Annotated in this window: 24 protein-coding genes; 8 read left to right on the forward strand and 16 right to left on the reverse strand. The window is 57.5% G+C overall.

All coding sequences use genetic code 11. The annotated features are described in order from the left end of the window. Positions 1 to 4: 4 nt before the first annotated feature. From PJL69_RS02350 to PJL69_RS02380, 7 genes are all read right to left on the reverse strand, one after another. Positions 5 to 427: a bleomycin resistance protein gene (locus tag PJL69_RS02350; RefSeq protein ID WP_271308218.1), complete on the reverse strand. Its 423-nt coding sequence runs from the start codon at positions 425 to 427 to the stop codon at positions 5 to 7. Positions 428 to 433: 6 nt separating this feature from the next. Then, positions 434 to 1,039 (reverse strand): LysE family translocator, encoded by a 606-nt coding sequence (locus PJL69_RS02355; protein ID WP_271308219.1) that lies wholly within the window; start codon positions 1,037 to 1,039, stop codon positions 434 to 436. A gap of 144 nt (positions 1,040 to 1,183) precedes the next feature. Then, positions 1,184 to 2,377, reverse strand: a complete 1,194-nt coding sequence (locus PJL69_RS02360; protein WP_271308220.1) for an HlyD family type I secretion periplasmic adaptor subunit — start codon at positions 2,375 to 2,377, stop codon at positions 1,184 to 1,186. Beyond that, positions 2,374 to 4,650: a type I secretion system permease/ATPase gene (locus tag PJL69_RS02365; RefSeq protein WP_271308221.1), complete on the reverse strand. Its 2,277-nt coding sequence runs from the start codon at positions 4,648 to 4,650 to the stop codon at positions 2,374 to 2,376. The genes PJL69_RS02360 and PJL69_RS02365 overlap by 4 nt, the downstream gene beginning before the upstream one ends. Beyond that, positions 4,647 to 5,918: a TolC family protein gene (locus PJL69_RS02370; protein WP_271308222.1), complete on the reverse strand. Its 1,272-nt coding sequence runs from the start codon at positions 5,916 to 5,918 to the stop codon at positions 4,647 to 4,649. Before PJL69_RS02370 ends, PJL69_RS02365 begins: the two co-directional genes overlap by 4 nt. A 132-nt stretch (positions 5,919 to 6,050) precedes the next feature. Further along, on the reverse strand, positions 6,051 to 8,744 hold the full coding sequence (locus PJL69_RS02375; protein WP_271308223.1) for an Ig-like domain-containing protein: 2,694 nt from the start codon (positions 8,742 to 8,744) through the stop codon (positions 6,051 to 6,053). Between the two features lie 174 nt (positions 8,745 to 8,918). Continuing rightward, entirely contained in the window at positions 8,919 to 9,314 is a 396-nt protein-coding gene (locus tag PJL69_RS02380; protein WP_271308224.1) for a hypothetical protein, read from the reverse strand. Positions 9,315 to 9,556: 242 nt separating this feature from the next. On the opposite strand from PJL69_RS02380, the gene PJL69_RS02385 reads away from it, so the two are divergent. From PJL69_RS02385 to PJL69_RS02400, 4 genes are all read left to right on the forward strand, one after another. Beyond that, positions 9,557 to 10,669, forward strand: a complete 1,113-nt coding sequence (locus PJL69_RS02385) for a porin (protein ID WP_271308225.1) — start codon at positions 9,557 to 9,559, stop codon at positions 10,667 to 10,669. Positions 10,670 to 11,011: 342 nt separating this feature from the next. Continuing rightward, positions 11,012 to 12,136, forward strand: coding sequence for a porin (locus PJL69_RS02390; RefSeq protein WP_333781861.1), 1,125 nt, complete (start codon positions 11,012 to 11,014; stop codon positions 12,134 to 12,136). A 171-nt stretch (positions 12,137 to 12,307) separates the two neighbouring features. Continuing rightward, a complete protein-coding gene (tig, locus tag PJL69_RS02395; protein ID WP_271308227.1) occupies positions 12,308 to 13,642 on the forward strand; it encodes a trigger factor in 1,335 nt (444 codons plus the stop codon). Positions 13,643 to 13,826: 184 nt separating this feature from the next. Then, positions 13,827 to 14,240 (forward strand): DUF1330 domain-containing protein, encoded by a 414-nt coding sequence (locus PJL69_RS02400; protein WP_271308228.1) that lies wholly within the window; start codon positions 13,827 to 13,829, stop codon positions 14,238 to 14,240. Between the two features lie 19 nt (positions 14,241 to 14,259). Here the strand turns inward: PJL69_RS02400 and PJL69_RS02405 are convergent, their stop codons facing one another. From PJL69_RS02405 to rpsF, 8 genes are all read right to left on the reverse strand, one after another. Continuing rightward, the gene (locus PJL69_RS02405) at positions 14,260 to 15,282 is read right to left on the reverse strand and encodes a GlxA family transcriptional regulator (protein WP_271308229.1); all 1,023 of its coding nucleotides are present in this window, start codon (positions 15,280 to 15,282) and stop codon (positions 14,260 to 14,262) included. 316 nt (positions 15,283 to 15,598) lie between these two features. Next, a complete protein-coding gene (locus tag PJL69_RS02410) occupies positions 15,599 to 16,834 on the reverse strand; it encodes an HlyD family secretion protein (RefSeq protein ID WP_271308230.1) in 1,236 nt (411 codons plus the stop codon). A 3-nt stretch (positions 16,835 to 16,837) separates the two neighbouring features. Continuing rightward, positions 16,838 to 17,221, reverse strand: coding sequence for a hypothetical protein (locus tag PJL69_RS02415; RefSeq protein WP_271308231.1), 384 nt, complete (start codon positions 17,219 to 17,221; stop codon positions 16,838 to 16,840). A 157-nt stretch (positions 17,222 to 17,378) separates the two neighbouring features. Continuing rightward, entirely contained in the window at positions 17,379 to 17,855 is a 477-nt protein-coding gene (locus PJL69_RS02420) for a lytic transglycosylase domain-containing protein (protein ID WP_271308232.1), read from the reverse strand. A 112-nt stretch (positions 17,856 to 17,967) separates the two neighbouring features. Next, on the reverse strand, positions 17,968 to 18,606 hold the full coding sequence (locus PJL69_RS02425) for a CatB-related O-acetyltransferase (RefSeq protein ID WP_271308233.1): 639 nt from the start codon (positions 18,604 to 18,606) through the stop codon (positions 17,968 to 17,970). A 110-nt stretch (positions 18,607 to 18,716) separates the two neighbouring features. Beyond that, on the reverse strand, positions 18,717 to 19,337 hold the full coding sequence (gene rplI, locus PJL69_RS02430) for a 50S ribosomal protein L9 (protein WP_209095417.1): 621 nt from the start codon (positions 19,335 to 19,337) through the stop codon (positions 18,717 to 18,719). 12 nt (positions 19,338 to 19,349) lie between these two features. Further along, positions 19,350 to 19,577 (reverse strand): 30S ribosomal protein S18, encoded by a 228-nt coding sequence (gene rpsR / locus PJL69_RS02435; RefSeq protein WP_009805008.1) that lies wholly within the window; start codon positions 19,575 to 19,577, stop codon positions 19,350 to 19,352. 25 nt (positions 19,578 to 19,602) lie between these two features. Continuing rightward, positions 19,603 to 19,959 carry a 30S ribosomal protein S6 gene (rpsF, locus tag PJL69_RS02440; protein ID WP_271308234.1) on the reverse strand — a complete coding sequence of 119 codons (357 nt, stop codon included), beginning with the start codon at positions 19,957 to 19,959 and terminating at the stop codon, positions 19,603 to 19,605. 310 nt (positions 19,960 to 20,269) lie between these two features. On the opposite strand from rpsF, the gene PJL69_RS02445 reads away from it, so the two are divergent. Next, a complete protein-coding gene (locus tag PJL69_RS02445; RefSeq protein ID WP_271308235.1) occupies positions 20,270 to 20,764 on the forward strand; it encodes a hypothetical protein in 495 nt (164 codons plus the stop codon). 193 nt (positions 20,765 to 20,957) lie between these two features. Next, entirely contained in the window at positions 20,958 to 21,539 is a 582-nt protein-coding gene (locus PJL69_RS02450; protein ID WP_209095422.1) for a YceI family protein, read from the forward strand. Between the two features lie 318 nt (positions 21,540 to 21,857). Here PJL69_RS02450 and PJL69_RS02455 read toward each other — a convergent pair whose 3' ends face one another. After that, positions 21,858 to 23,060 carry a cytochrome b/b6 domain-containing protein gene (locus tag PJL69_RS02455; protein ID WP_271308236.1) on the reverse strand — a complete coding sequence of 401 codons (1,203 nt, stop codon included), beginning with the start codon at positions 23,058 to 23,060 and terminating at the stop codon, positions 21,858 to 21,860. A 194-nt stretch (positions 23,061 to 23,254) separates the two neighbouring features. Between PJL69_RS02455 and fabD the strand changes: the two genes are divergently transcribed. Together fabD and PJL69_RS02465 are read left to right on the forward strand one after the other, a co-directional pair. Next, the gene (gene fabD, locus PJL69_RS02460) at positions 23,255 to 24,193 is read left to right on the forward strand and encodes an ACP S-malonyltransferase (RefSeq protein WP_271308237.1); all 939 of its coding nucleotides are present in this window, start codon (positions 23,255 to 23,257) and stop codon (positions 24,191 to 24,193) included. After that, positions 24,190 to 24,792 (forward strand): alpha/beta hydrolase, encoded by a 603-nt coding sequence (locus PJL69_RS02465; protein WP_271308238.1) that lies wholly within the window; start codon positions 24,190 to 24,192, stop codon positions 24,790 to 24,792. The genes fabD and PJL69_RS02465 overlap by 4 nt, the downstream gene beginning before the upstream one ends. Positions 24,793 to 24,803: the final 11 nt, after the last annotated feature.

Genomic DNA, 24,803 nt, shown 5'->3' on the forward strand with positions numbered 1-24,803 from the left:
TGATCTAACCGCCTGGGCGTTCTCCCAAATCCTCGAAGAACCGCAACAGATAGCCATCTGGATCGGCAACCATGAATTGGTGGTTGCCGAATTCGTTTTCCCCGACCCGATACCATTTTTCTTCTAGAGGTAGGAACAGTGGATACTTCGCTGCCTCTAGATTTATCAGAAGCGGCCTAACTTCAGGCACTTCAATCTGAACATTCACCCCACGCCCAAACGGATAGGCTGTCGGCAGATGGCCATCGTCAAATGTCCGCCCGGTCCCAATTTCATCAATCATCAGCTCGGCGCCACCGAGTTTGAGATAGGCGAAGCCTTCTTCTGGACGCGCGTAATCACATTCGAAGCCGAGCAGATCACAATAAAACGCAAGAGACTGCTTGTAGTTGCGAACGGCAAACTCCGGCACCAACGCGTTTGGCATTTCTTGTCACCGACCAAAAAGCAGGCGTAGGCCAAGGGCACCCAGCACCACGGCGGCGACGCGATCGATGTGGGCTTTGGCGCGCAGATAGGCATTGCGCGCGGCTTTGGTGCTCATGCCGAAGGCAAGCGCGCCGTAAAACACAACTTCAAACACCAGTTGATTTGCGGCGATGAAGGCTTTTTGTGCAAGACCCATATCAGGCGGGAAAATCACAACCAGCACAGCGGCGGCAAACAGCACCGATTTCGGGTTCATCATGTTGATCAGAATGCCCTGCAAAAAGGCGTGACGCGCAGGCTTTAGCGTGCCTTCCTCCAGCGGTGTGCGGGCGCCTTTCCACATGCTGTAGGCGATATAGAGCAGATAGAGCGCACCAAGCGTTTTCACCGCGACATAGGCCCACGGGAAAGCTGTGAAAACGATTTGCAGCCCCATGAGCGCGGATAGAGTCCAAATCGACGCCATGACACCCAATCCAATCCCCATCGCTAGGCCCGCGCGCCTGCCGGCGCTGAGGGTGGTTTTCACCGCAATCAGAAAGGCGGGGCCGGGGCTTGCGATGGCCGCGGCAAGCGCGAGGTTGAAGGCGAGGATGTGGGCGAGGTCCATTTGGGGGGCTCCGATTGATGCTTGCGGCGACGCTAGGGCAGATCAGAAGGGGTGTCACCTGTTTGCGCAGTTTGAGACGCGGGGAAACAACCAAATGACAATGTACTAAGCGCTATGGCTCAATGAAATGGGCCGTGAGAGCGCCTACGGCTCCCGGAACGCCTCTTTGCTTTTGTAGAGCGGCTTGAGCAGGTAGCGCAGGATGGTTTTGGAGCCGGTGTGCAATTCCACTGTGGCGCGCATGCCGGGGCGGATTTCGATGGCTTTCTGTCGCTCTGTGAGCGCATCGCCGTCCACGGTGACTGTCACGCGGTAGAAGGGCAGTGCGGCGGGGTCGCGCTCGTCCTCAAAGGTGTCGGCGGAAATGAAATCCACTTTGCCTTTGAGGGTGCCATAGATGGTGTAGTCGTAGGCGGTGAGCTTGATGGAGGCGTCTTGTCCGGGTTCGACATTGGCGATGTTTTCTGGGCGCACGCGGGCCTCGACAAACAGTTCCTCACCCAGAGGGATGATTTCAAAGATTTCCTCGCCAGGGCGCACCACGCCGCCGATGGTGGTGACGGCCAAGTTGTTCACAATGCCGCGCATGGGGGCGGTGATCACGGTGCGGGAGAGCTGATCCTGCGCAAGGCGCATTTCCTGACGCAGCGAGGTGATCTCTTTCAGGGTTTCTGAGTATTCTTCCGCCAGCACCAGCTCGGCTTGGGTGAGGATGTCCATATAGCGGATCTCAGCCTCGGAGGCTTTTTCGCGGGCTTTGTTGACCTCCAGCAGGGCGACAAACTCTTTTTTATAGAGGCTCTCCATGTTGGAGAGTTCGTCCTGCGCCTGTTCGAGCTGCGTGAAAGCACCTTCGCGGCGGCTGTCGATGTCGGTCTGGCGGGCGGCGAGCAGGGCGCGCTCGGAACTTAGAATGCGCGGGGCGCGGGCTGCAAGCTCATCAGACACCGCAAACTCGAACTTGCCGTCTATCTCTGCCTCCAGACGCAGGCGACGGATTTCAAGCGCGTCGATTTGATCTTGCAGGTCATCAAAGGCGGAGCGGAAGCGGGTGTCTGACAGGGTGGCGAGGACTTGACCGGCCTCCACAAGGTCGCCCTGTTTGACGGCGAGATCGGCGAGTATGCCGCCCTCGAGGTTTTGCACCGATTGGGAGCGAGAGGAGGAGACAACTTCGCCATCTGCACGCACGATTTCGTCCACCCAAGCAAAGGCCGCCCAGAGGACAAACAGGCCCACCGCGATGGCGATCAGGCGGATGGTGAGGCGCGAGGCGCGGAGCTGATCATCTAGACCGGCATCATATCCTGCGCCGCTGTCATCGCTTGTGGCGCTCATGTGCGGTCTCCGGCGGCGAGATGGGCGAGCACCTGTTCGCGCGGGCCATCCACCACAAGGCGGCCGTTTTGCAGGATCAGCGTGCGCGTGGACAGCGACAGGATCGGCGTGCGGTGGGTGGCGATCAGGGCGGTGCGGCCCTCAAGCCAAGTGGACAGGCGGCTGACAAGGGTGCGCTCCAGCGTTTGATCCAGCGCGGCTGTGGGTTCATCTAGCAGCACGATCTGCGGGTTTTGCAGCCAGAGGCGGGCCCAGCCGATGGACTGGCGCTGACCAATCGAGAGGCCCTCGCCGCCGTCGCGGATTTGCAGGTCGAGTCCCTGCGGGTGGTTGCGCAGGAAGGGGCCGAGGCCCGCGAAATCCAGCGCTTCCATCAGGCGGTCATCATCGCGTTCAAGCTGGGTCAGATTGAGGTTGTCGCGCAGGCTGCCGGCAAACAGGCGCACGTCTTGGGACAGGTAGCCGATGTTGCGGCGCAGGTCGCGCTGGTCGATCTGGCTCATGTCGGTGCCGTCGAGTAGCAGACGGCCTTTGGTCGGGCCGTAAAGGCCTGCCATGAGCTTCAGAAGCGTGGATTTGCCGGAGCCATTGGCGCCGAGAATGGTGACACGCTGGCCGGGTTTGATCACCACGCCGGGCACGTCGAGTGTGGGCGCGCCTTCTGGATCATAAGCGAATGACAGCTCGCGCAGTTCGAACTGGCCGGAGAGCTTTTCACGGCGCAGGTATTTGCGCTCTCTGTCTTTCTCCTGCTCAGAAAGTGCAATGGCATCAAGGCTTTCCAGCGCGCCTTTGACGTTCGACCAGCGCGCTAGGGTGCCTGCAAACTGGGTGAGTGGCGCAAGGGTGCGGGAGGTCAGAATGCCGGTGGCGATGATGGTGCCGACGGTAAATTCACCCGCAAACACCAGATAAGTGCCGATCACGACGGTGGCGATGTAGGTGGTTTGCTGCACGCCTTGGGACCAGTAGGTCAGCGCGGAGCTGAGGCGGCGCTGTTCCGCGGAGGAGAAAGAGGACACCGCGTTGAGTTCGTCCCACAGACGCAGCACGCGGTCTTCGCCGCGCTGGGTCTTTACCGTGTCGAGTTCGGTGATGACCTCCTGCAGAAGGCGGCCCACTTTGGCGGAGGCGCCTTGGGTTTCGCGCGACAGGGCAATCATGCGCTTTTGCAACACATAGGCGGGCAGAACCATCAGAATGCCGCCAAAGATCAACAGCCATACAAGGTTGCCCGCAATAGAGGCGACCAGTGCGAGGAAAATCACGATGAACGGCATATCCGCCAGCACGGAGATCGTGGTGGAGGTGAAGAAATCTCGCACCGCACCAAAGTCGCGCATCGCAGCAAAGAGGCCTGAGGGCGGTAGGGGGCGGCGGTCAGAGCGCATGCCGAGCAGGCGCTTCATCAGGCGGTGCTGGATCGACAGCTCCATACGGCGGCCAGCGGCGTCGCTCATCTTGGCGCGCGCGAGCTTCAGCATGCCTTCAAGACCGATGGCAAAGATCGCGCCAATGGCGAGCACCCAGAGCGTGGCCTGACTTTGATGCGGGATCACGCGGTCATAGACCTGAAGCGAAAACAGGGCGACGGCCACGGCAAGCAGATTGGCCACCAGAGAGCCAAGCATGATCTCGCCCATATGGCGGCGGTATTTGGTGAACTCGCCCCAGAACCAGTGGCCTGACATGCCATCCGCGACCTGCGGAATGTGGCGTTCGGCCAATTGGCGCAGGGAGACTTTGGCACGCAGGGCTGTGCCCGAAAAGAACGGTGCAAACTCGGAAAGCGGTACTTCTGCGCGGTTGTCTGGCTGACTGTCATCAAAGACGGTGAGCGTCTCTTCTTCCTGTGACAACACCAGCACCGCCTGACCGTTGGTCATCATGGCGATGGCGGGCCATGCGGTCGGCGCAGGAGCAAGCTTGTTGTGCACCTTTGGCTCCACTCCGGCCTGTGCCAGCGCGTTTGCCAACGCTTTGACAGAGACATCGCCCGGGGCAGAGGTCCACATGTGTTCGGCCACGTCGGTGACGGGCACGTCTGACCCATTGAAGGCGGCAAGCGTGGAGATCAGCGTGGCGCGGTGCTGAATTCGGGTGGCAGTTGCTTCGACCAGATCGTGGATTGCATCTGTGGGCTTGGCTGGTTCAGGAGCGTTTGCGTTTTGAGGGGCGTTTGCGGGCGTGGCATGATTGGCAGGCTCCGCCGCTTTGATCGACGCAATGGAGAGCACCACCGGGGCTTTGCCTTGGGGGCTGTCGGCCGTCAAATTTCGTCTCCATCTGCCAGAATGCCAAGATCGCGGGCCAGTTCCAATTGTGCCAGCAGGCGGTCATATTTGGCGTCTACCCGATCCAGATCACGCAGGACCGATTGTTCGTAGACGTCGACAACCTCCAAAACAGAGCGCTGCCCGGCGCGAAATTGCGCTTCAAACAGTTTGTAGGTTTCACGGCCCTCTTTGGCGAGATTCTGCGCCTCTGCTTCTTGACGGGCGAGGCTTTGGATATTGCTTTCGAGCCGTTTGCGCAGGCGTGCGCCATCTTCGCGGGCCTCATCGACCTGTCGTGCGGCGATGTCTTTGGAAGCCTCAATCGCGCGCAGGCGTGCCCCGGTGCCAAGGCCAAGCCCAACATCGTTTCCTACGGTCAGGCTACCTGCATTGCCGTCGGTTGTGAGGCTTGCACCAGCGGTGAGGCCGGGAAGTTGGCGAGCGCGTTCAACCGTGGCCAGAGCGACAGAGCGGTCAGCTTCGGCGCGGGCTTTGACCACTTCTAACGGCTCGACTGCCGGATAGGTCTGATTGGGCAGGGGGCCTGCTGGTGTGAGAGTGAAACGCGTGCCAGTCATGGCCTGCAGTTCGCCCACGGCGGTTGCGGCGTCTTCGCGGGCTGTATCGTTGCGGGTGTCCAGCGTCTGGATCTTGCTGCGCACCATGCGCAGATCCCCTTTGTTGGAGACGCCGCCGTCGATGCGGCCCTGCACAATGCGTTCAAAGTGTTTCAGCTGTTTGTGGCCACGTGCGCCTACTTCGGCGCGTTCCTGACCACGCAAGCCTTTGATATACAGCGCCAAAGCGGTGAAGCTGCGCTCGTTCAAATCTTGGGAGAGCGTCACGGCGGCGACTTCTACATCGGCGGCGGCAAAGGCGCGCTCGGCTTTTTTGCGGCCATGGTCATAGAGCACCTGCTCAAGCACCAGCCCGGCAATCACATCGCCCAGCGATGTCAGCGAAATTTCTGGGCCAATGGTGGGGAGCCAGTTTTTGTCTTCGGCTTCGGCGCGCAGACGGGCGGTTTGCAGTTCTGCCTCTGCGGCGCGGCGAGAGGAGGCCAATGCCACGTCAGAGACTTCGTTCAGCGCGCTGTCTGCTGGAAGAACGGAGCGACGGGCCAGCAGGGTGTTGAGAATTTCGCTTTCGGCTTTGGCCTCATCTTGAGCAAAGCTGCTGCGTTTGGTGACCTCTGGTGTGGGGGCGGCAGCGGGTTTTTTCTGAAGCAAGCCAGACGCCGATTCCAGATGAGGGACAGAGAACATGCAGCCGCTCAGAAGCGTTGCCCCAAGGAGGGGGGCGAGGATTTTATGATGCGTGCGGCCGAGCATGTCGCGTGCGTATACCCTTGGGAGACGGGGAGAGAAAGGGCGGCCATCAGCCGCCCCTCTGATCTGTTAGATGATCACTTTGATGTCTTGATCGACCACGAGGGTCACACCGTCGTTGCCAACGGTGTAAACATCGTATGTCTGGCCATCAATCGTCTCTGTCTGGTTGGTTTTTACCGCACCGTTGACCGTGATCTGATCGTTCTCCGAAGGATCGCTGTCACCGCCATGGATGGTCAGTGTGTCTGAGGTTTCAGACAGATCTTTGATCTGCTGCTCGGTCAGAGTGAGCTGCGCACCGGCGGCGTAATCGAGCTCAATCGCTTCGATATTGAACCCACCCAGCGCCGCGTGATCCAGCGTGCCCGCATTTGTGGCGTTGTCATCCAGCACGATGAGCGTGTCGGATTTGTTGCCTGCGTTGTCTTCGGAGGTCACCACCAGATGGGTGCCATCCGGGGCAGGGGTGTCGAGTTCAAACTCGGTCCGGTTGCCGCTTTTGGCGTATTCCGTGGTGGCCACATCGGTTGTCGTGCCATCTGTGTTCAGCGCGTGGATGTCGTAGGTCTGTGACTCGGTATCAAGCACCAGAGAGGAGACATCCGTACCCGTGAAGGTTACAGAATCCACAATGGGGTTGGTGATTTCGGTGTCGACCTGGAAGGTTGCGCTTGCATTGGCTGTGTTGCCTGCGGTGTCCGTGACTGAGAGGTTCACATTCGCAGTGTAGGTGCCTTCAGCCAGCGATCCTGGTTCGTAGGACACAGACCAGTTGCCATCGCCATCTGCCGTTGTGCGGCGGAAGACGCCATCCACATCAACCACCACCTGGGCGTTGGCCTCTGTTGTGCCTTGCAACACCACACCGCCTTGCATCTGGGCAGCGTTGACCGGGGCGGCAAAGACGCCAGCAGAGATGTCGACATTGACCTCGGTGGATGTGTCAATGCGCAGCGTGCTTGACGAAGATGCGCTGTTGCCTGCGGCATCGGTGGCTGTGACCCGTACAGCGGCATCGTATTGACCGGGAGGCACATCCGCTGCGTTGAAGGTGGCATACCAGGTGCCATCTGCGCCAGCGGTGACGGTACGGCTCGCGCCCGCCAATTGTACGACAACCGTGCTGCCAGCCTCTGCTGTGCCTGTGAGGTCAAAGCCTGACAGAACTTCAGTGGCGTTGGCCACATCATCGCCACCAACCTGATTGGCATCAATACCGGCAGAGATTTCGGTATCCACATCAACACGGGTGGTCGAGGTCGTGGTGTTGCCAGCCGCGTCTGTGGCGGTGATGGACACCGTGGTGTCATAGGTTCCCGAAGAGACTGCGCTGGACACAAAGCCTGAGGACCAGTTGCCATCTGCGCCCACAGTTGTGGTCTGGGTGATGCCGCCAAATGTAATAGACAGAGAGCTGCCGGGTTCGCCTGTGCCAGAAAGGACAACGCCGTCAGAGGCTTCGCTCGCGTTGATAACGTTGTCCCCTTCCACGGCATTGAGTGCAACGGGAGGGGCGACTGTGTCCACCTGCAGCGCGTCTGTCACGGTTGTGACGTTGCCACGCGCGTCTGTGGAGGTGATGGTCACATCGGTGGTGTATTCGCCGGTGATGATCTCACCAGAGGCAAAGGTTACCGACCATGTGCCATCCGCCTGCACCGTGGTGCTGTGGGTGGTGCCGTTGATTTCAACGGTGAGGGCCGCGCCTGCCTCGCCGGTGCCAGAAATCTCATGACCCGCCGTATGTTCCGCTTCGTTTACAATGTCACCAGTCGCGACAGTGCCGTCCTGAACGCCCACATCCGGGGCCGTGGTGTCGATGTCCACCGATGGCCCAGACAGATTGTAAGTGGTGGCGTCAGGCGCCACGACATTGACCGTGCTGCTGTAAACGCCATCGGCTGGCAAAGCGCCCGCATCAAAAGACACGGAGTAGGTGCCGTCATCTGCAATTGTTGTTGTTCCGGTTTGCGTGCCTATGGTGACCGTGACAGTGGAGCCTGCTTCGCCGGTGCCAGTGATGGTCACGCTGCTCGCAGCTGTACCGCCGACAATGCGCGATACGTCCGGATCATCGACAGTTGGGATGATAGGGTCGCCACCACCGCTTCCGCCGCCGTCGCCACCACCGCTTCCGCCGCCGTCACCACCACCGCTTCCGCCGCCGTCACCACCACCGCTTCCGCCGCCGTCGCCACCACCGCTTCCGCCGCCGTCACCACCGCCGCTTCCGCCGCCGTCACCACCGCCGCTTCCGCCGCCATCACCATCGCCGCTTGCAATGGCAGTGGCTGCCACTGCCGCGCCTCCGAGGCCGAGCAGGCCGGGAGCAATGCCAGCGAGTGGGGCGATCAGTGGTGCTACGACAGGTTCGACGCGCTCCAGATCAAGGAAAGTGAGCTGGTCGTAGGCGCTCCATTTCTCTGAGGTTGAGAGGTCTTGATATTGAGCAAAGTACTGGTCGACGACGGGCTCACCAAGATCAACCTGCTGGAAGGCACCGTTCTTGGAGATGAAGAGTGCGCGTTCTTCGCCGTTGACGGATTGAAAGTAGTTTTCAAGTGTCAGCGTCTCGCCCGATGCCAGGTGGATCACCAGATCATTGCCCTGCTGGACGTAGCCTGAAATTTCGTCCGGGGTTAGGTTTAGTGATACGTCTTTTGCCTGACCAAGAAAGACAACATTTCCCGCGCCGTCCGCTGTTTGACCGCGAACCACTACTCCATCCGACCCGCGGATGGCGTAACTCAGTGTACTCATATTTATATTACCGCTCTAAGTTGATCGGGCTTTGGCCCTTGTTCGATTGCGATAACTATAGCTTGCGACCCCTGAAAATCTAGCATTTTTCCGCGAATTAAGGCAAAATTGGGGCGGATTGTGGCCTTAAAGCCAGACTTTTTTTGCGTGTCTGCGTCAGCTCTTAACGCTTTTTTAGTGGCTTATGGGTGGCGCGCTTTTGCGTTTGGTAAAATTCGGTGCGGCCTCCTTTTGAATTTGAAGACAGCTCTGGTTTGACTTGGCAACAAGGAAGGCAATTTCGCCTGAGGGTTGTTGTTCGTTCGGGGTTCCGCTGATCGCTGTTGAATTGATGTGCGAGCGGTTTTGATCTGCTGGCTCTGAGTAGCGGATTTTGGCTTTCCTCGCGGGGATTTCGGCGGTTTTTCGCTGCTGTTGACGCCTTGATTTTCGGTTTTGACGTGTGATTTTTTTAAATTGCTGAAAACAATTGTAAATATCGGATTCACAATAAAGTGAACCTGTTAATTGAAGTGCTGTAAGCGGTATAATTGGGTCAAAGGCGACGCTATATCCTAGAAAGCGACGCACCTTTCGATTTTCGTAAAATTAAAAAGAAACCGGATTTGCCAAACCAAAGACCGAGGCGTAGACGGCGCGCCTCATCTGAGCCGAGAGCCACTTGCGGGCTTTGCAAAGCAGCTATGCGCAAAGCGCTTTGGCTCACGACTTTTGATGTCGGGAATACTGGCTATATGCCCATCTAGGGGCATTGGCTGCGCTCTTACACGACAGCCCCTTTGGATTGGCCAAAGGGATCTAGGAGAAAAAGAATGACTGGATTGAAACAATCCGTGTGGATCGCCCCAGCGGCGATGATTGCAGGCACCGTGGCGATGAGTTCCGCCGCACAAGCAGAAGATGGCTTCCGCTTTTACGGGCATCTGGGTGGCGCGATCACTCAGGTCGATGACGGCGTTGACTCTCGCACCGAGTTTAACGACCTGTCCGCATCCTCCAGCCGTATTGGCGCATGGTACGAGCGCGGCGTTGCTGGCGGCACGCTGAAGTTCAACTTTGAGACCTCTCTGGGTCTGCGCGGCACAGACAGTGTCAGCCAGACATCAAACGACGACTTTGTTGATTGGCAAAAAACCAACATCCGTAAGGTCGAAGCGATCTATGAAACCGAGCGTTTTGGTACGTTCTACCTTGGTCAGGGCTCCATGGCGTCTGACGGTTCTGCTGGCGCAGGTGACCTGTCTGGCACCGATCTAGCCGGCGGTGTGGCCGTTGCAGATACGGCGGGTGGTTATTTCTTCCGCGATGCAGCTGGCAACCTGACGACGGTGTCCATCGCGGACATCTTTGATGGTCTGGACGGCAGCCGTCGTGGCCGTGTGCGTTATGACACACCAACCTTCAACGGCTTCACCGTGTCTGCGGCGGCAGGTAGTGACATCCTGAACGATGGCGTTGACACCGAATTCTACGATCTCGCTGTGTATTATGAGAACACATTTGGTGACTATGAGGTCGCCGGTGCGGTGTCTTATGAGCAGACTGCCAAGTCTTCCAATGACGCGGAAACAGTTGTGGCCTCTGTCGGTACGCTGCACACGCCAACTGGTCTGAGTGCCAACGTTGCGCTGGGTTCAAGCGACCGCGAGACAGGCGTGGACAGCGACTACGTTTACGTAAAGCTGGGTCTGCAGCGCGACTGGTTTGCGGCGGGCCGCACCTACCTGTCTGTTGACGCATACCGCGGCAATGATTTCGACAGCGCGGGTGATGAGAGCACCTCTTATGGCATCGAAGCTGCGCAAGACATCGACAAAGCCAACATGGAAGTGTTCGCAAGCTACCACCAGCACCAATACGATGCGGCAGGCGCGACCTTCCAAGACGTAGATGCCTTCCTTGTGGGCGCGCGCTGGAAGTTTTGATTTCCGACCCGTTCAAAAAGACATGAGAAAGGCGGTCGGGGTTCCGGCCGCCTTTTTTGCTGTGCGTCATGTGCGTGAGCAGCACCGTTTGAGGTGGTGCAGGGTATGCGGTTTTCGGCGAGGCGGTGCTTGCGCCCGCCGCTGTAGCACCGATTTCGTGAATTCTATTTAAATTTGCGCTATGCTGACGTTGCAGCGCGCTTTTTTCATTTTTTGAGCGCGTCCAAAGCCCCTTGCGCAGCGATTTTGCGCACATGAAACGCCAAAATTCTCGGGCGTGAATGGGGCTTCCTACCAGACTTTAAGACGCATTTTGAATTCACGACCGATTGGAGCAAAGTGATGAATAAGACTGTCTTAGGTACTATTTTTTGTAGGGGTTTTGGCGGTGCTTTGGCGTTGGGGATATCCAGCACACCGGCATTGGCACAAAACAATGCGGAGCTTTATGGCCATCTCAACTATGGGTTTATTGTGGCGGATGACGGCGACACGACAACGAGTGAGTTTGCTGACAACTCCAATGCGGTGAGCCGGTTTGGCGTTCGTTACTCCATGCCGGTTGGTCAAGGCACGTTTAAGTTCAATTTTGAAACCGCGCTGGGATTGGCGGGCAGCTCTGACTGGAGCCAGATCAATGATCCGGAGTTCTTGGAATGGGAGCGCACTGATATCCGTAAGGTCGATTTCAGCTATGAGGGCAGTTTTGGTAAAGTTTATCTGGGGCAGGGCAGTATGGCCTCTGACGGGATAACGGGATCTGATTTTTCTGGAACCGACGGCATTGCCACCAGCGCTGTGGCTGACGTGGGCGGCGGGTTTCATTTTAGCGACGGCATGGTTGACGGCAGCGAGCCCACGGTGAAATCGGTTTTCAGCGACTTTGATGGCGGGCGGTTGGGGCGTGTGAGATATGACACGCCAGCGCTTGCGAATGGCGCGCTCACCCTGAGTGCTGCGGTGGGGGAAAATATCCTCGCGGAAGGCGTGGACGATACGGTTTATGACCTTGGTCTGGTCTATAATGGTGATGCTGGGGACATTCAGTACAGCGCTCGTATCGGCAGCGAATGGACGGATTTTGATGGCGGAGGAAGTGCAAACTCTGTTTTTGGATCGGTTGCGGTGTTGCACAAGCCGACCGGGCTGAACGGCAAAATCGCAGCTGGGCGGCGCGACAGTGATGCCAGCGCGGTGGACAGTGACTACCTTTATACGAAGATCGGGAAACGCGATTTTTCCTGGTTTGCCTGGGGCAATACCCATTTGTCGGCGGATTTCTTCTGGGCCAATGACTCCCGGCTGGGGGGCGATGATGGCTTTGCCTGGGGGCTTCAGGCGACGCAGGAAATCGACACCTATAATGCGGAACTCTATTTTGCGTATCGACAGTACCAATATGAGGAGCCGGGGCTGGATTATCAGGACATCGATATCTTTATGGTCGCGGCCCGCTGGAACTTCTGACAGTTTCGGGCAACCCCATTTTTGGTTTCGAACCGGTGCAGGTGGCTGAAAGCCAGCGCTTGCGCCGAATTGGCCTTGCGTAGCGGCGCGGGGGCCACTAGAAGAGCACAAATTTTCTCGACTGCGCGCGGACTCTCATGTGCCGCGCGCCGCTACTTATGGGGACTCCTGATGCAGGTTACCGAGACTCTGAATGAAGGTCTGAAACGCGGCTATTCCATCACCGTAACAGCAGATGAGCTGGACGCGAAAGTGAATGAAAAGCTGAAAGAAGCACAGCCGGAAATCGAAATGAAAGGTTTCCGCAAAGGAAAGGTGCCGATGCCTCTGCTGAAAAAGCAGTTTGGTGAGCGTCTGCTCGGCGAAGCGATGCAGGAAACCATCGATGGTGCGATGAACGCGCACTTTGAAGAGTCTGGCGACCGTCCGGCGCTGCAGCCAAAAGTCGAGATGAAAAACGGCGAAGAGTGGAACGCAGGCGACGACGTAGAAGTCGAAATGTCCTATGAAGCGCTGCCAGAGATCCCTGAAGTGGACCTGAAAGGCATCAAGCTGGAGAAGCTGGTTGTCAAAGCAGACGACGCAGCCGTTGACGAAGCACTGGGCAACCTTGCGGAAACAGCGCAGGACTTCAAAGCACGCGGCGAAGGCGACGCGGCTCAGGATGGCGACCAGGTTGTTATGGACTTCGTTGGCCGCATCGACGGCGAAGCCTTTGACGGTGGCGCAGGCGAAGACTTCCCACTTACCCTCGGCTCTGGCCAGTTCATCCCCGGCTTCGAAGAGCAGCTCGTTGGCGTGAAAGCTGGTGAAGAAAAAGACGTGACCGTGTCCTTCCCTGAAGAGTACGGCGCAGAAAACCTTGCCGGTAAAGAAGCTGTGTTCGCTTGCACCATCAAAGAGGTGAAAGAGCCGGTTGCCGCGGAGATCAACGACGAGCTGGCGACCAAGTTTGGCGCAGAAGACCTCGCAGGTTTGAAAGCACAGATCACTGAGCGTCTGGAAGCAGAATACGCCGGTGCGGCACGTGCCGTCACCAAGCGCGCGCTGCTGGACGAGCTGGACAAGCTGGTATCCTTCGAGCTGCCACCATCCCTGGTGGAAGCAGAAGCAGGCCAGATCGCGCACCAGCTGTGGCACGAAGAAAACCCTGAAGTTGAAGGCCACGATCACGACAAGATCGAGCCAACTGACGAGCACAACAAACTGGCAGAGCGCCGCGTGCGTCTGGGCCTGCTGCTGGCAGAGCTTGGCCAAAAAGCAGAAGTTGAAGTGACCGACGCTGAGATGACTCAAGCGATCATGAACCAGGCGCGTCAGTACCCTGGTCAGGAGCGTCAGTTCTTCGAATTCATCCAGCAAAACCAGCAAATGCAGCAGCAGATGCGCGCGCCGATCTTTGAAGACAAAGTAGTCGACTATGTCTTCGAACTGGCAGAAATCAGCGAAAAAGAGGTCTCCAAAGACGACCTGCAGAAAGCTGTTGAGGCGCTGGACGACGAATAAGTCGACCCGCTTTCAGTTTAGAGAGGCCGCTCCGATGGAGCGGCCTTTTTTGTTTCAGTTTGGATCTGAGCGAGATGGCGAGGACGGCGACGTCTCGTCCGGTTGATTGACAGCGGCGTCATTGGGCTTGCTTTGTTTCTTGCGGGTCTGTTCTCTTTGGTTTCAGACAATGGGAGAGAGACACATGGGCTACACCACATTTGACAAGGCCGGATATGAGGCTTTTAAAGCCAATGATCGTGACGGGCCTGTGCACATGCTGAACCTCATAAAATTGCGCGCAGAGGCGGTTTATGAGGATGGGCGACAGGCGACTGGTGCTGAAGCCTATGCCGCATATGGGCGGGAGAGTGCGGCCACCTTTGCCAAGTTGGGTGGCAAAATTATCTGGCGTGGCGGCATGGAGCAGATGCTTATTGGGCCAGAGAAAATGTGGGATCTGTGCTTTATCGCAGAGTATCCAAGTGTACAGGCGTTTGCCTCTATGCACACATATGCCGAGTATCGTGCGGCTGTTGTGCATCGGCAGGCGGCGGTTGAAGACAGTCGACTGATCCGGATGGCCCCTCAGGCACTTGGCGGGAACTTTGGCGAATAGTTCAGGATCGTTGTGACACTCAGATCATGTCGTGTTTTTCAGACCACCCACGCCGGAAAGAGGTCGGAGAGGCGCCGTAGAGCTTTTTAAAGCGCGACGTGAGTTGGCTGGCGCTGCCAAAACCGGTCGCGGCGGCAATATCGGCAACTGACATTTCCGTCTCGCTGAGCAGGGCATAGGCACGCTGGACCCGGAGTTTGATGTAAAATTGTACGGGTGAAGTTTCGACATACTTCTGAAACAGCCGTTCGAGCTGGCGGCGCGAGACCGCTATCGCGCGCGCGATTTCAGTGATTTCGAGTGGGTCCTCGAGGTTTTCATGCATGATCTGGATGGCATTTATGAGGAACTGGTTGCGGCTGCCCAGGGCGACAGAGAAGGCAGATTTTTGCAGTCGCTTTCGGTTGTTGGAGCGAAAGTGGATGCACATGTCTGACACGATGACTGCAAGATCGGTACCAAAATCAGACTCGATCATATCCAGCATCATATCCGTTGCGGCGCTTCCGCCGCCACAGGTCATGAGGTCTCCGTCGATTTCATAGAGGTTTGCAGAGGGGTGCAGGTCGTTGAAATGCTCCACAAAGGCGGGGTGATTTTCCCAATGCAGCGTGAATGTTTTGTCCGTCAGAACACCCGCTTTGGCCAAGGCAAAGGCGCCTGTGCAAATACCACCGAGTTTGCAGCCAAACGCCTTTTGCCGGCTGATCCACGACACCACTTTGGGAGACGCGCTCGCAGCGGGCTCAATGCCCGCACAGACAAACAGACGGGCGGCACGTGAGAGGTTTTGCAAGGCAAAATCTGGCGTGATGTTGACACCGTTTGAGCACGTCACTGGCTGACCGTCTTCTGAGATCAGATACCATTTATAGAGTTCTCTGTTGGTCACCTGATTGGCGATGCGCAGCGGTTCCACCGCAGCGCTGAAAGCCAGCATGGTCAGCTTGGGGAGCAAGAGAAAATTGATGTCTTTCGCAGGCCCGTCATAGTCGAGACCAAAGGTGGCAGCACCCTTTGGGATGAAATTTCGCGATGTCATGGGCGTGGCTCCGAGAGATCCCAGTGTGGGGGCAGGGCTGGGGCATGCTGTTGGGATGCTGGCATGTTTTTCAGTCCTTCTACCACGGGTTTGCCTGATGGTCTGTTGGTTTCAGAATAGGTGTTTGCCGCACAAAGGCAAAGTTCAGTGGTTTGGCGAAGACAGCAAATTTTACCACCTAACAGCGCCTAGTTGAGCGCCCATTCGTTTGCGGTTTGCGACATTGCGGTTTGGTGGAGACATGATAGCCCCAAAAAGAGAAGCCCCGGCGTGGGGCCGGGGCTTGGTATGTTTTATTTAGGGGCTGTGCTGCCGATCAATGATGGCCTGCGAAAACAAGCACTCTGAACGGCATCAGAATGGCACGGAACCGCAGGATCAGAGCGTGGGCATAACCGACCGTGTCAATCACATGCAGCGCGACAAATTCGGCAGTGCCTATGTCAGGATCTTGCAGGCGCTCGTGGTTGTTGGTGTAGGCATTGACCTCGCATTGGCTGCCGGGGGGCAGATGGTCGATCCCGCCTTCCCAGAGGGGCTCCAGAAAGGCAATGACTGTGCCTGGGGCCTGCAAGTTCTGCGGGTCACGCAGGGTGTCTGACGGGCGGACCTGACCTGATGGGATGACATCCTGCACATCAACAATCACCATGGGGGTCACCCGCATCGGCGCTGTGGCGCAAGACATTTCCGCCATCATGCCGGGGTGCAGGACCTGCGCGGTCAGCTGATTGAAACCGGCTTGAAACCGCGCGCGCCCGGTGTCAGAGGGGACAAGAATGCCTGCTGGGCGCAGGATCGGGTTGATGTAGTCCCCGGGGCGCAGATCGAATTGTTCGATGCGGCCCGCTTGCCCGGCGAAGATCTCCATCTTGGCGAGTTCCACCTCTGCCTGCGTAAGTGCGGCCATGGCGCTGTCCTTCTGGGCTGGGATCTGAATGTCCAAACGGTGTTTGGCGGATTCAAGCGCAGAATGGGCTGCATCCATCGCGGCGAGACGTTCTTGGATCAGGTTCTCTAGGCGCTCCACTTCGCGCTCGGTAACGGCGGGAGAGTTTTGCTGATAAAGCGTGTTCTTGCGTTCAAACTCATCTTTGGTCTGCTCAAAGGCGGCTTCGGCAGCGTCAAAGTTGGCTTGTGACACACGCACATCGTCCTGGGCGATCAGGGCCGCTGCATCGACCTCTACCACTCCGGCACGGGCCGTTGCGACGGCGGCGCGCTGACGGCTGTCATCCAGTTTGAAGATCAGATCGCCTTCTTTCACGTCCTGATTGTTTTTGACAAAGACCTCTGTCACGCGGCCGCTGATTTCAGGCAGGATCGTGACGGTGCGGAAAAAGGAGGTCGCATTGCTTGTTGAAGGGTGGAAGTAGAAGATCAGCGTGATCAGGCTGACAGTGAGGATGAAGCAGGAGCTGAGACCGTAGCGCAGCTCATACCACATCGAAAAGAGATTGATCTCTTTGCCGAGGCGTTTGCCTTGTGCAAAGCGACGAAACAGGAAATCCGGCAGGATCGTGAGCATGGAGCAGCAGATGAATTCGAGCATCGGTTATGCCTTCTTTTCCGGGATCGCGTCTGCGCTTTCGGCGACATCGGACACTTTGAGATATTCTGTATGTGGATCGGGGACTGGAAAAGGATCTGGTGGAGCGGGCTTGCGCGCCGGTTGTTCGCGTATCTTTTCGAGTGTGTCGGCGATGCGCTGCAGCGGTGTCTGATAGTCCGGGAACTGGATCAACGCCAGAAGCAGGGCAGCCACCCAATAAAGATTGTTGTGGGTAAACAAGGCGATGAGCGCCAGGACCCCAACAATTTGCAACTGGTTCGTGCCAAGCTCATGGGCGAGCTTCTCTGGCAGAGAATGCAGATGCAAGAAAAAGGTCAGCAACAAAAAGACCATGACAATGGCAAAGATACCGACGTTGGTCAGCATCGGGTCATAGCCTGTCGCGTCAGAGATGAAGCTTGGAAGATGGTGCGGCGCCAACGGATGGGGGGCGACTGCGGTTTCGGTGCTCACGATGTGGCCTCAAATTAGAGAAAGCAATGAGGCACAGGATAGAGTGCGCTGAGGCTGGTGCCAAGATGCGTCAGGGGGCCAACCCGGTTTCTTTCAACAATCCTGCACGTTTGGCCTCGGGATAGTAGCCTTTTGCGTATAGAAAGACAGATCTGTCATAATTGCCGCCTGCCACCAGATAGGCACCGCGCAGGTATTTGACCGCATAGGTGAGATTGGTTTCTGCATCCAGAAGCCCCTGACGGTCTCCCGTGTAGCCCATGCCGCGCGCTGTGGGCAGTTGGATTTGCATCAGGCCGATGTTGGGCCCGTTGGTGGCCCAGGGGCGATGCGTGCTTTCGCGAATGACGACCCGTTGCACAAGATCACGCGGTACTTCGTAGAAATCGGCATATTGGTTGATCAGCGCACGCAATTCCGGTGTTTCGTTTGGATAGAGCGGAGGATCAAATTCGGGTTCCGAAACCGCCTCATTTCCAGAGCAGGCCGCCACAACAGAGGTTGAAAGCGCCATCAAGAAGAATTTTCGACGTGATGTTAGCGACATAAGGGGCTCCTAAATTCAATAAGGTGAGCATGACGTCGAGTGGGATAAAGGCAAGAGCAAAGGCGCGTTGCTCTGTTGGTCGGCTGTCCTTTGCGCAGGCTGCTTTGCTGCGTCATGCCTGAAATGGGGTCTGTTTTGGTGTGGGTTCGGGAAGCGCTTCGAGTTGGTCCAGTGCTTTGTGGATGTCATCAAATGTGATGCCGGACAGATCCTTCAGGGGCCGATTCCACCATGCCACAGAGAGCAGGCGCTGGATGGTTTTCGGATCAAATCGGTATCTTATGATTTTTGCCGGGACACCGCCCACGATTGCATAGGCTGGCACATCTTTGGAGACGACGGCGCCAGCAGCGATGATGGCACCATGACCTACGGTGACACCGCGTAAAATGGTGGCGTGTGTGCCAATCCAGACATCGTGACCCACGGTCGCGCCGGACGGTGCGTTAAAGGGGACGCGCTGAATGTTGTCCCATTCGGCTTGCCCTTTGAAGTGGTGTTGGGAGTATTGGAAGGGATGGGTGCTGAGAAAATCGGTTGGATGTTCAATTGCGCCAATCTCGACAAAACGCGCCACCGAACAGAAGCGCCCCAACGTGGAGCCACGTGCCAAAACGGCGTTTTCAGACAGATAGCTCATACGGCCGATCGCGCAGTCTTCAGCGATATGAGAAAACCGTTCTGTCCGGATCGGTGCTTCGATCTTTGCGCGCCGCGATACGAAGCTGCGACCACTGATTACATTTTCCATGTCAGCCTCTTTTTGAGGAAAATGCTATAAACAACGGTGGTTTGCCAGAAAAAAGCCGCGCCCAGGTGCACCCGGACGCGGCTCTCGCGAATTCTTCGCGGGTAAAGCGTTTACTGCTCTTCGGCAGGTGCTTCCTCGGATGGTGCGTCAGCACCCATGTCATCGTCGTCAGAGGCTGCAGCACCGATATCGTCGAACAGTTCGGCGATTTCGAATTCTGCTTCTGCTTCTGCTTCGGCTGCCAGTTCCTGAATGGATTTACCGGAAGCTTGCAGCTCCGCTTCTTCCTCAGAACGGGCAACGTTCAGGTTGATGGTGATCTGAACTTCAGGGTGCAGGTTCACGTGAACCGCGTGCAGACCCAGCTCTTTGATCGGAGCGGCCAGAGCAACCTGTTTCTTGTCCAGAGAGAAGCCTGCTTCGGTGGCTGCTTCTGCTGCGTCACGTGGGGTGACGGAGCCGTAGAGCGCACCAGCATCGGACGCGGAACGAATCACGATGAACTGTTCGCCATCGAGCTTCTCGCCCAGTGCTTCTGCTTCTTTCTTGGTTTCCAGGTTGCGCGCTTCCAGCTGAGCTTTCTGCGCTTCGAAAGATGCGATGTTGGCTTTGGACGCGGTCAGCGCCTTGCCCTGTGGCAGCAGGAAGTTACGAGCATAGCCCGGCTTCACGTCCACAACTTCGCCCATTTGGCCCAGCTTGGCCACACGTTCCAGAAGGATAACTTGCATGTCAGGTTCTCCTTACTTCACGGCGTATGGAAGCAGTGCAAGGAAGCGCGCGCGTTTGATTGCACGGGCCAGCTCACGCTGTTTCTTGGCGGACACGGCTGTGATGCGCGAAGGCACGATTTTGCCGCGCTCAGAGATGTAGCGCTGCAGCAGCTTGGTGTCTTTGTAGTCGATTTTCGGCGCATTTTCACCCGAGAAAGGGCAGACTTTGCGACGGCGGAAAAATGGTTTTGCAGCCATAACTTAATGTCCTCTCTTAAGGTGATTAGGAGCGGCGCTCGCGGCGGTCGCCACGCTCGTCACGTTTCTGCATCTGAACCGAAGGACCTTCAGCGTGCTCGTCAACCTTGATGGTCAGAACGCGCATCACGTCATCATGCAAGCGCATCAGGCGTTCCATTTCCTGAACCGCTGCGGAAGGCGCGTCGGTTTTCAGGAAGGCGTAGTGGCCTTTGCGGTTCTTGTTGATTTTGTAGGCCATGGTTTTCACGCCCCAGTACTCGCTCTCAACAACGGAACCACCGTTGTCAGACAGAACTGTACCGAAGTGTTCAACGAGGCTTTCTGCTTGCGCGTTGGACAGGTCCTGGCGCGAGATGAAAACATGCTCATAAAGCGGCATGTGCTCTCCATTCATTTTACAGGCGCATTTCAAAGAGCGGGGCATCTTAGCCTTTCGCACCCCACCCACGAGAGACTGCGCGGTTCAAGCTTTTGCGAAAGGATGGCGCTGTATAGCCGAATTCGCCACGGAAGCAAGGGGTGAAAATCTGCGTTTGGCCAAGATTTATTGACCGCGAGCAGGGCGTTGCCGAAAGCACAGGGTTTTCGTCAATCCGCCCCATTCTCGCCTGAATTCACGTTGAAGTTTAGCGCAATGGCGGGACAACCGCAAAACCTGCAGCCCCAGCGGCGCATAGGAGACCGGGACAATGATGGCGATGACGCAAATCGCAAATGAGGCACGCTCTCGCGTGGCGATGGTGGAGGGCAAGCGCCCATCGCTTTCTGTAAGAGCCTGTGCGGGGGTTTTTGGATGTGCGTTTATCTGGGCGGGCATCGGTATTTGGTTGGTGCCCGGGCTTGATCTGACCGCAATGATTTTGCTTTCCAAGATGGGGCTCTCGTTGCTTTTGGTGACGGCCGGGGTCGGTTTGACACAGATTGCGACACAAAAACCGCGGCAGGAAATGCATTTTGATCAGCGCAATCGCCAGCTGTTGGTTTTTGAGGGGCTGCCACGCGCGCGACAGCATGTTGTGCGGTCAATCAACTATGAAGATATCGGTCGTGTGGATGTGAGTGACACTCGGTTGACTGTTCTTGACGCGGTCGGTTCTGAGATTGTGGCGTTGCCTTTGGATGGTCAGCACGCACGGTTGGATGTGATCGCCCAGTTGCGTGGACATACGACTCTGCCGCTTTAGGCTGAAAATCGCCGAGGTCGCAAAGGCCTTATTTTATTGGGAATGGCCGCCGTTTGGGCGGCCAAAGGTGTTTGTGCTCACAGAAATGTTCACAAAAGCACAATGGTTGTGGGTTTACGTAGAATTGCGATTGGGGGATGTCTCAGCACATTGCTAGTATCACATCGTTATTGATCCTTTTTGGAGAGACCCCATGAAACGCACCCTTTTTGCTGCCGGCCTTGCATTGGCTGCTGTCACCGCAACCTCCGCTGTTGCTGCGCCTGAGAAATATGTTCTGGACGCGTCCCACAGCCAGATCCTGTTCTCCTATAATCACCTTGGCTACTCCACCACCTGGGGCATGTTCTCTGGCTTTGAGGGCGAGATCATGTTTGACCAAGAAGACCCAGCGGCGAGCTCGGTGACTGTTACCATGCCTGTGAAATCGATGTTCACCGGCTGGGAAAAGCGCGATGCGCACTTCATGAGCGGCGATTTCTTTGACGCAGCGGATGATGAGCTGGTGAGCTTTTCCTCAACTGGTATCGAAGTGACCGGTGACAACACAGCGCTGATCACTGGCGATCTGACCCTGAACGGTGTCACCAAGTCTGTTGTGTTGGACGCGCAGCTGAACGCGGCCAGCGAACACCCAATGGCGAAAAAGCCATGGGCGGGTTTCAACGCGACCACCACGCTGAAGCGCACCGACTATGATGTTGGCAACTTCGCGCCATTCGTCAGCGACGAAGTGGAAGTGCAGATTTCTGTTGAGGCGATGAAAGCCGAGTAAGCATGAGGTCCGAATATGAGGGCCTAAAACCAATCACTCACGGAAGGGTCGCCCAGTAGGGCGGCCTTTTTTGTTGCGGGTGGTGTTGGGTGGCTTACGGAGCGGGGCCTGTTGCAGGCTGTCGATCACGGTCCAACAAATCGGGCCAACACGCTTGCAACGGTTGAAACGGGTCACATAGACCAGCCCGCGACCCTGGGTGGGGGTGAAGCCCCCTCCCTTGGGGAGGGTCGGGGGCTGGTCGGCTTTGCCTCCTGCCAGACGGCAGCCAGCGCGCGCTTCAGGTTTCAAGGGCGACGCCCTCAAGGATTTTGCGCGTCATTCGCCGCGCGTGGCGGTGAGATTGACACGGACTGCGACGCCAAAACCCAATGAGCTTTCATCTGTCATTGTGTCGCCCACATGGAAGCTGCGGCGGTCGAGCTCCAGTGCGCCGGTCATTTCGGCGCTGTCGCCTTCCAGTGTCAGCTCAAAGGGCAGGGAGGTTGCCACTTCGTTGCCGTTGAGCGCCAGCGTGCCTTCGGCGATGTAGCCGGTTTCGGCGGCCAGCAGATCGGCGGTGAACGTGGCGGTTGGGTTGGCACTGGCGTTCAGGTAGTCCGCGCCGAGGGCCTGATCGGTGACCGACCCAAGGGTGAGAGAACCGATGGCGATGGTCACAGTCACGGTGCCATGTTTGCCATCCGTTGCGGTTTCATCAAAGGCGATCTCTGCAGTCCAATCGGCAAATTCGCCTGAAACTTCGCTACCAAATTGTTGCACCGCGATCCCCAAAGTCCCGGATTGCACCTGCCATTCAGAGCTGACCTCGGCCAATTCGGCCACAGGCTCTGCGGCATGACTGGGGGCAAAAATTCCCGAAAACGCGCCAATGTAGAGCGCAGCAGCCCAGACGGTCACGGCGCCCAAGAAGGGCAGGGCGTGGCCGGGTTGTTTGGCTGGCGCTTCTGGCAGGTCTGGGCGACCTGGCAGCATGCGTTGCAGGGTTTTGTCTTTGTCCACAATCGCGTGTTTCAGGGCGCCGCCTATGTGGGCGAGCAGGGAGAGCACCAGCAGAAGCATGAAGACGTAGTGCAACGTGCCGAGGGTTTCAGCGAGCGTGGGGTCTTTGGGGATAAAGAAAAGCGACTGCCCAAAGGGCCACCAGATCGGGGCAAAGCCCGTGGTGGCGGCGTGGTGCATCCAGCCTGTGAGAGGCACCAGCACCATCGCGCCATAGAGCACCCAGTGGGCGGTTTCTGCGGCAAGTGCCTCTAGACGGTGGTCGCCATTGAGCAATTTGGGACGTGGCTGGGTGAAGGCCCAGAGAATGCGCAGCACCGCGACCAGAAAGGCGGTGAGGCCAATGGTTTTGTGCAGGGAAAACAACGTCGCCTTGAAGGCAAGCTGTGCGCTGTCCTCATAGGGGGCGCGGTAGGCCACAAAGCCCAGTAGGAGTGCTGTGAGAATCAGAAGGGCGGTCAGCCAGTGAAATGTCTTGGCGACGCTGCCATAGCGGGTGGCGGTGTTGGAGCGCGACATAAATAACCTCTTGTGTGTCTTGCCCTTAGAGTGACCTGTGCCTTGCTTGTAGGCAACCGGCGCTCATGCACATGTGAGGTGCGGTGGTGCGCATGGGCGGCGGCGGAGGCTGCAGATGTGTCTAAAGTCCTAATGACGTTGCGTCGTCGCGCCCTGCGGGGTATGCCGGTTCAAAGACTGCAAGGAGAGCCATAATGAGCCGTGCATTTGTATTTCCGGGCCAAGGGGCCCAGACCATTGGGATGGGCAAGGCGCTGGCCGATGCCTACCCCGAGGCGCAAGCTATTTTCAACGAGGTGGATGAAGCGCTTGGCGAAAACCTGAGCAAGCTCATCTGGGAAGGCGATCAGGAAACTCTGACGCTGACACAGAACGCGCAGCCTGCGTTGATGGCCACTTCCTTGGCCGCAATGAAAGCGCTCGATGTCGAAGGTGTCACGGTTGCGCGTGCGTCCTGTGTGGCGGGTCACAGCCTTGGGGAATACTCGGCTCTGGCTGCAGCGGGCGCGATCAGTGTTGGTGATACCGCGCGTTTGCTGCGTACACGCGGCGAAGCAATGCAGGCGGCTGTGCCTGTTGGGGAAGGCGCGATGGCGGCGATCCTTGGTCTGGACTTTGCAGCGGTGCAGGACGTGGCTGAGGCCGCAGCACAAGGCGAAGTCTGTCAGGCTGCCAATGACAATGATCCGACGCAGGTGGTTGTGTCCGGTGCCAAGGCGGCGGTCGAACGTGCTGCTGAGATTGCTAAGGAAAAGGGTGCACGTCGCGCTGTGATGCTGCCGGTGAGTGCGCCTTTCCATTGTGCCTTGATGCAGCCTGCTGCGGATGTGATGGCGGAAGCGCTGGCAAATGTAGAGATCAAAGCGCCGAAGGTGCCGGTGATCGCCAATGTGCGCGCTGCGGCTGTGACGGACCCGGATGAGATCCGCAAGTTGCTGGTTGAACAAGTCACTGGATCCGTGCGGTGGCGCGAATCGGTGGTGGCCATGACCACAAGCGGTGTGACCGAGTTCTGGGAAATTGGCGCTGGCAAAGCGCTTTCCGGGATGATCCGCAAGATCGACCGCGCCAATGGTGTGCGGGCTGTGGGCACACCTGAGGATGTGCGCGCAGCTGTGGAAAGCCTCGCGTGAGACGGCGCTTTCTGGCGGGGGTGGCAACGCTTGGCGTTGCCTTTGTGGCGGGCTGCACCGGTTTGCAGGTCGCCTACCTCAATTCCTATGACAGCATTTCGTTTGAGCCTTCCGGCACGGATCTGATGGTTTCGGGGACGCTAAACCAGTACAGCCTGTCTTCGTTTGAGGCGGCGATGGCGGCGCACCCTGACACCAAACGGCTGGTGCTGTTAGAGGTGCCTGGATCGGTGGATGATGAGACCAATCTCCAACTTGGCAACCGCGTGCGGGATCTGGGGCTGAACACCCATCTGACGGCTGATAGTGAGGTGCATTCTGGGGGCACGGATCTGTTCCTTGCGGGCGTTGCGCGCAGCATGGAAGAGGGCGCCATTGTTGGTGTGCATAGCTGGGGAGAAGGCAACCGCGCTGGGGCAGATTTCCCGAAAGATGACCCTGTGCACACAGCGTATGTGCGCTATACCGAGCGCATGTTGGGGAGTGCCGACTTTTACTGGTTCACGCTTGAGGCGGCGCCAGTGGAAGACACTTATATCATGACACCGGCAGATATTGCCGAATACGGGCTGTTGACCAAGCCTGTGGTGAAAAACTGAGAGAGACAGAA

Source organism: Shimia sp. MMG029, from assembly GCF_027947445.1.
In the GTDB taxonomy this organism is placed as follows: Bacteria; Pseudomonadota; Alphaproteobacteria; order Rhodobacterales; family Rhodobacteraceae; genus Shimia.

What these genes read in the sequence shown, in the direction of transcription:
- PJL69_RS02350 (WP_271308218.1), bottom strand. Translation starts at nt 427, where the DNA reads ATGCCAAACGCGTTGGTGCCGGAGTTTGCCGTTCGCAACTACAAGCAG.
- PJL69_RS02355 (WP_271308219.1), bottom strand. Translation starts at nt 1,039, where the DNA reads ATGGACCTCGCCCACATCCTCGCCTTCAACCTCGCGCTTGCCGCGGCC.
- PJL69_RS02360 (WP_271308220.1), bottom strand. Translation starts at nt 2,377, where the DNA reads ATGAGCGCCACAAGCGATGACAGCGGCGCAGGATATGATGCCGGTCTA.
- PJL69_RS02370 (WP_271308222.1), bottom strand. Translation starts at nt 5,918, where the DNA reads ATGTTCTCTGTCCCTCATCTGGAATCGGCGTCTGGCTTGCTTCAGAAA.
- PJL69_RS02375 (WP_271308223.1), bottom strand. Translation starts at nt 8,744, where the DNA reads ATGAGTACACTGAGTTACGCCATCCGCGGGTCGGATGGAGTAGTGGTT.
- PJL69_RS02385 (WP_271308225.1), top strand. Translation starts at nt 9,557, where the DNA reads ATGACTGGATTGAAACAATCCGTGTGGATCGCCCCAGCGGCGATGATT.
- PJL69_RS02390 (WP_333781861.1), top strand. Translation starts at nt 11,012, where the DNA reads ATGAATAAGACTGTCTTAGGTACTATTTTTTGTAGGGGTTTTGGCGGT.
- tig (WP_271308227.1), top strand. Translation starts at nt 12,308, where the DNA reads ATGCAGGTTACCGAGACTCTGAATGAAGGTCTGAAACGCGGCTATTCC.
- PJL69_RS02400 (WP_271308228.1), top strand. Translation starts at nt 13,827, where the DNA reads ATGGGCTACACCACATTTGACAAGGCCGGATATGAGGCTTTTAAAGCC.
- PJL69_RS02405 (WP_271308229.1), bottom strand. Translation starts at nt 15,282, where the DNA reads ATGACATCGCGAAATTTCATCCCAAAGGGTGCTGCCACCTTTGGTCTC.
- PJL69_RS02410 (WP_271308230.1), bottom strand. Translation starts at nt 16,834, where the DNA reads ATGCTCGAATTCATCTGCTGCTCCATGCTCACGATCCTGCCGGATTTC.
- PJL69_RS02415 (WP_271308231.1), bottom strand. Translation starts at nt 17,221, where the DNA reads ATGCTGACCAACGTCGGTATCTTTGCCATTGTCATGGTCTTTTTGTTG.
- PJL69_RS02420 (WP_271308232.1), bottom strand. Translation starts at nt 17,855, where the DNA reads ATGTCGCTAACATCACGTCGAAAATTCTTCTTGATGGCGCTTTCAACC.
- PJL69_RS02425 (WP_271308233.1), bottom strand. Translation starts at nt 18,606, where the DNA reads ATGGAAAATGTAATCAGTGGTCGCAGCTTCGTATCGCGGCGCGCAAAG.
- rplI (WP_209095417.1), bottom strand. Translation starts at nt 19,337, where the DNA reads ATGCAAGTTATCCTTCTGGAACGTGTGGCCAAGCTGGGCCAAATGGGC.
- rpsR (WP_009805008.1), bottom strand. Translation starts at nt 19,577, where the DNA reads ATGGCTGCAAAACCATTTTTCCGCCGTCGCAAAGTCTGCCCTTTCTCG.
- rpsF (WP_271308234.1), bottom strand. Translation starts at nt 19,959, where the DNA reads ATGCCGCTTTATGAGCATGTTTTCATCTCGCGCCAGGACCTGTCCAAC.
- PJL69_RS02445 (WP_271308235.1), top strand. Translation starts at nt 20,270, where the DNA reads ATGATGGCGATGACGCAAATCGCAAATGAGGCACGCTCTCGCGTGGCG.
- PJL69_RS02450 (WP_209095422.1), top strand. Translation starts at nt 20,958, where the DNA reads ATGAAACGCACCCTTTTTGCTGCCGGCCTTGCATTGGCTGCTGTCACC.
- PJL69_RS02455 (WP_271308236.1), bottom strand. Translation starts at nt 23,060, where the DNA reads ATGTCGCGCTCCAACACCGCCACCCGCTATGGCAGCGTCGCCAAGACA.
- fabD (WP_271308237.1), top strand. Translation starts at nt 23,255, where the DNA reads ATGAGCCGTGCATTTGTATTTCCGGGCCAAGGGGCCCAGACCATTGGG.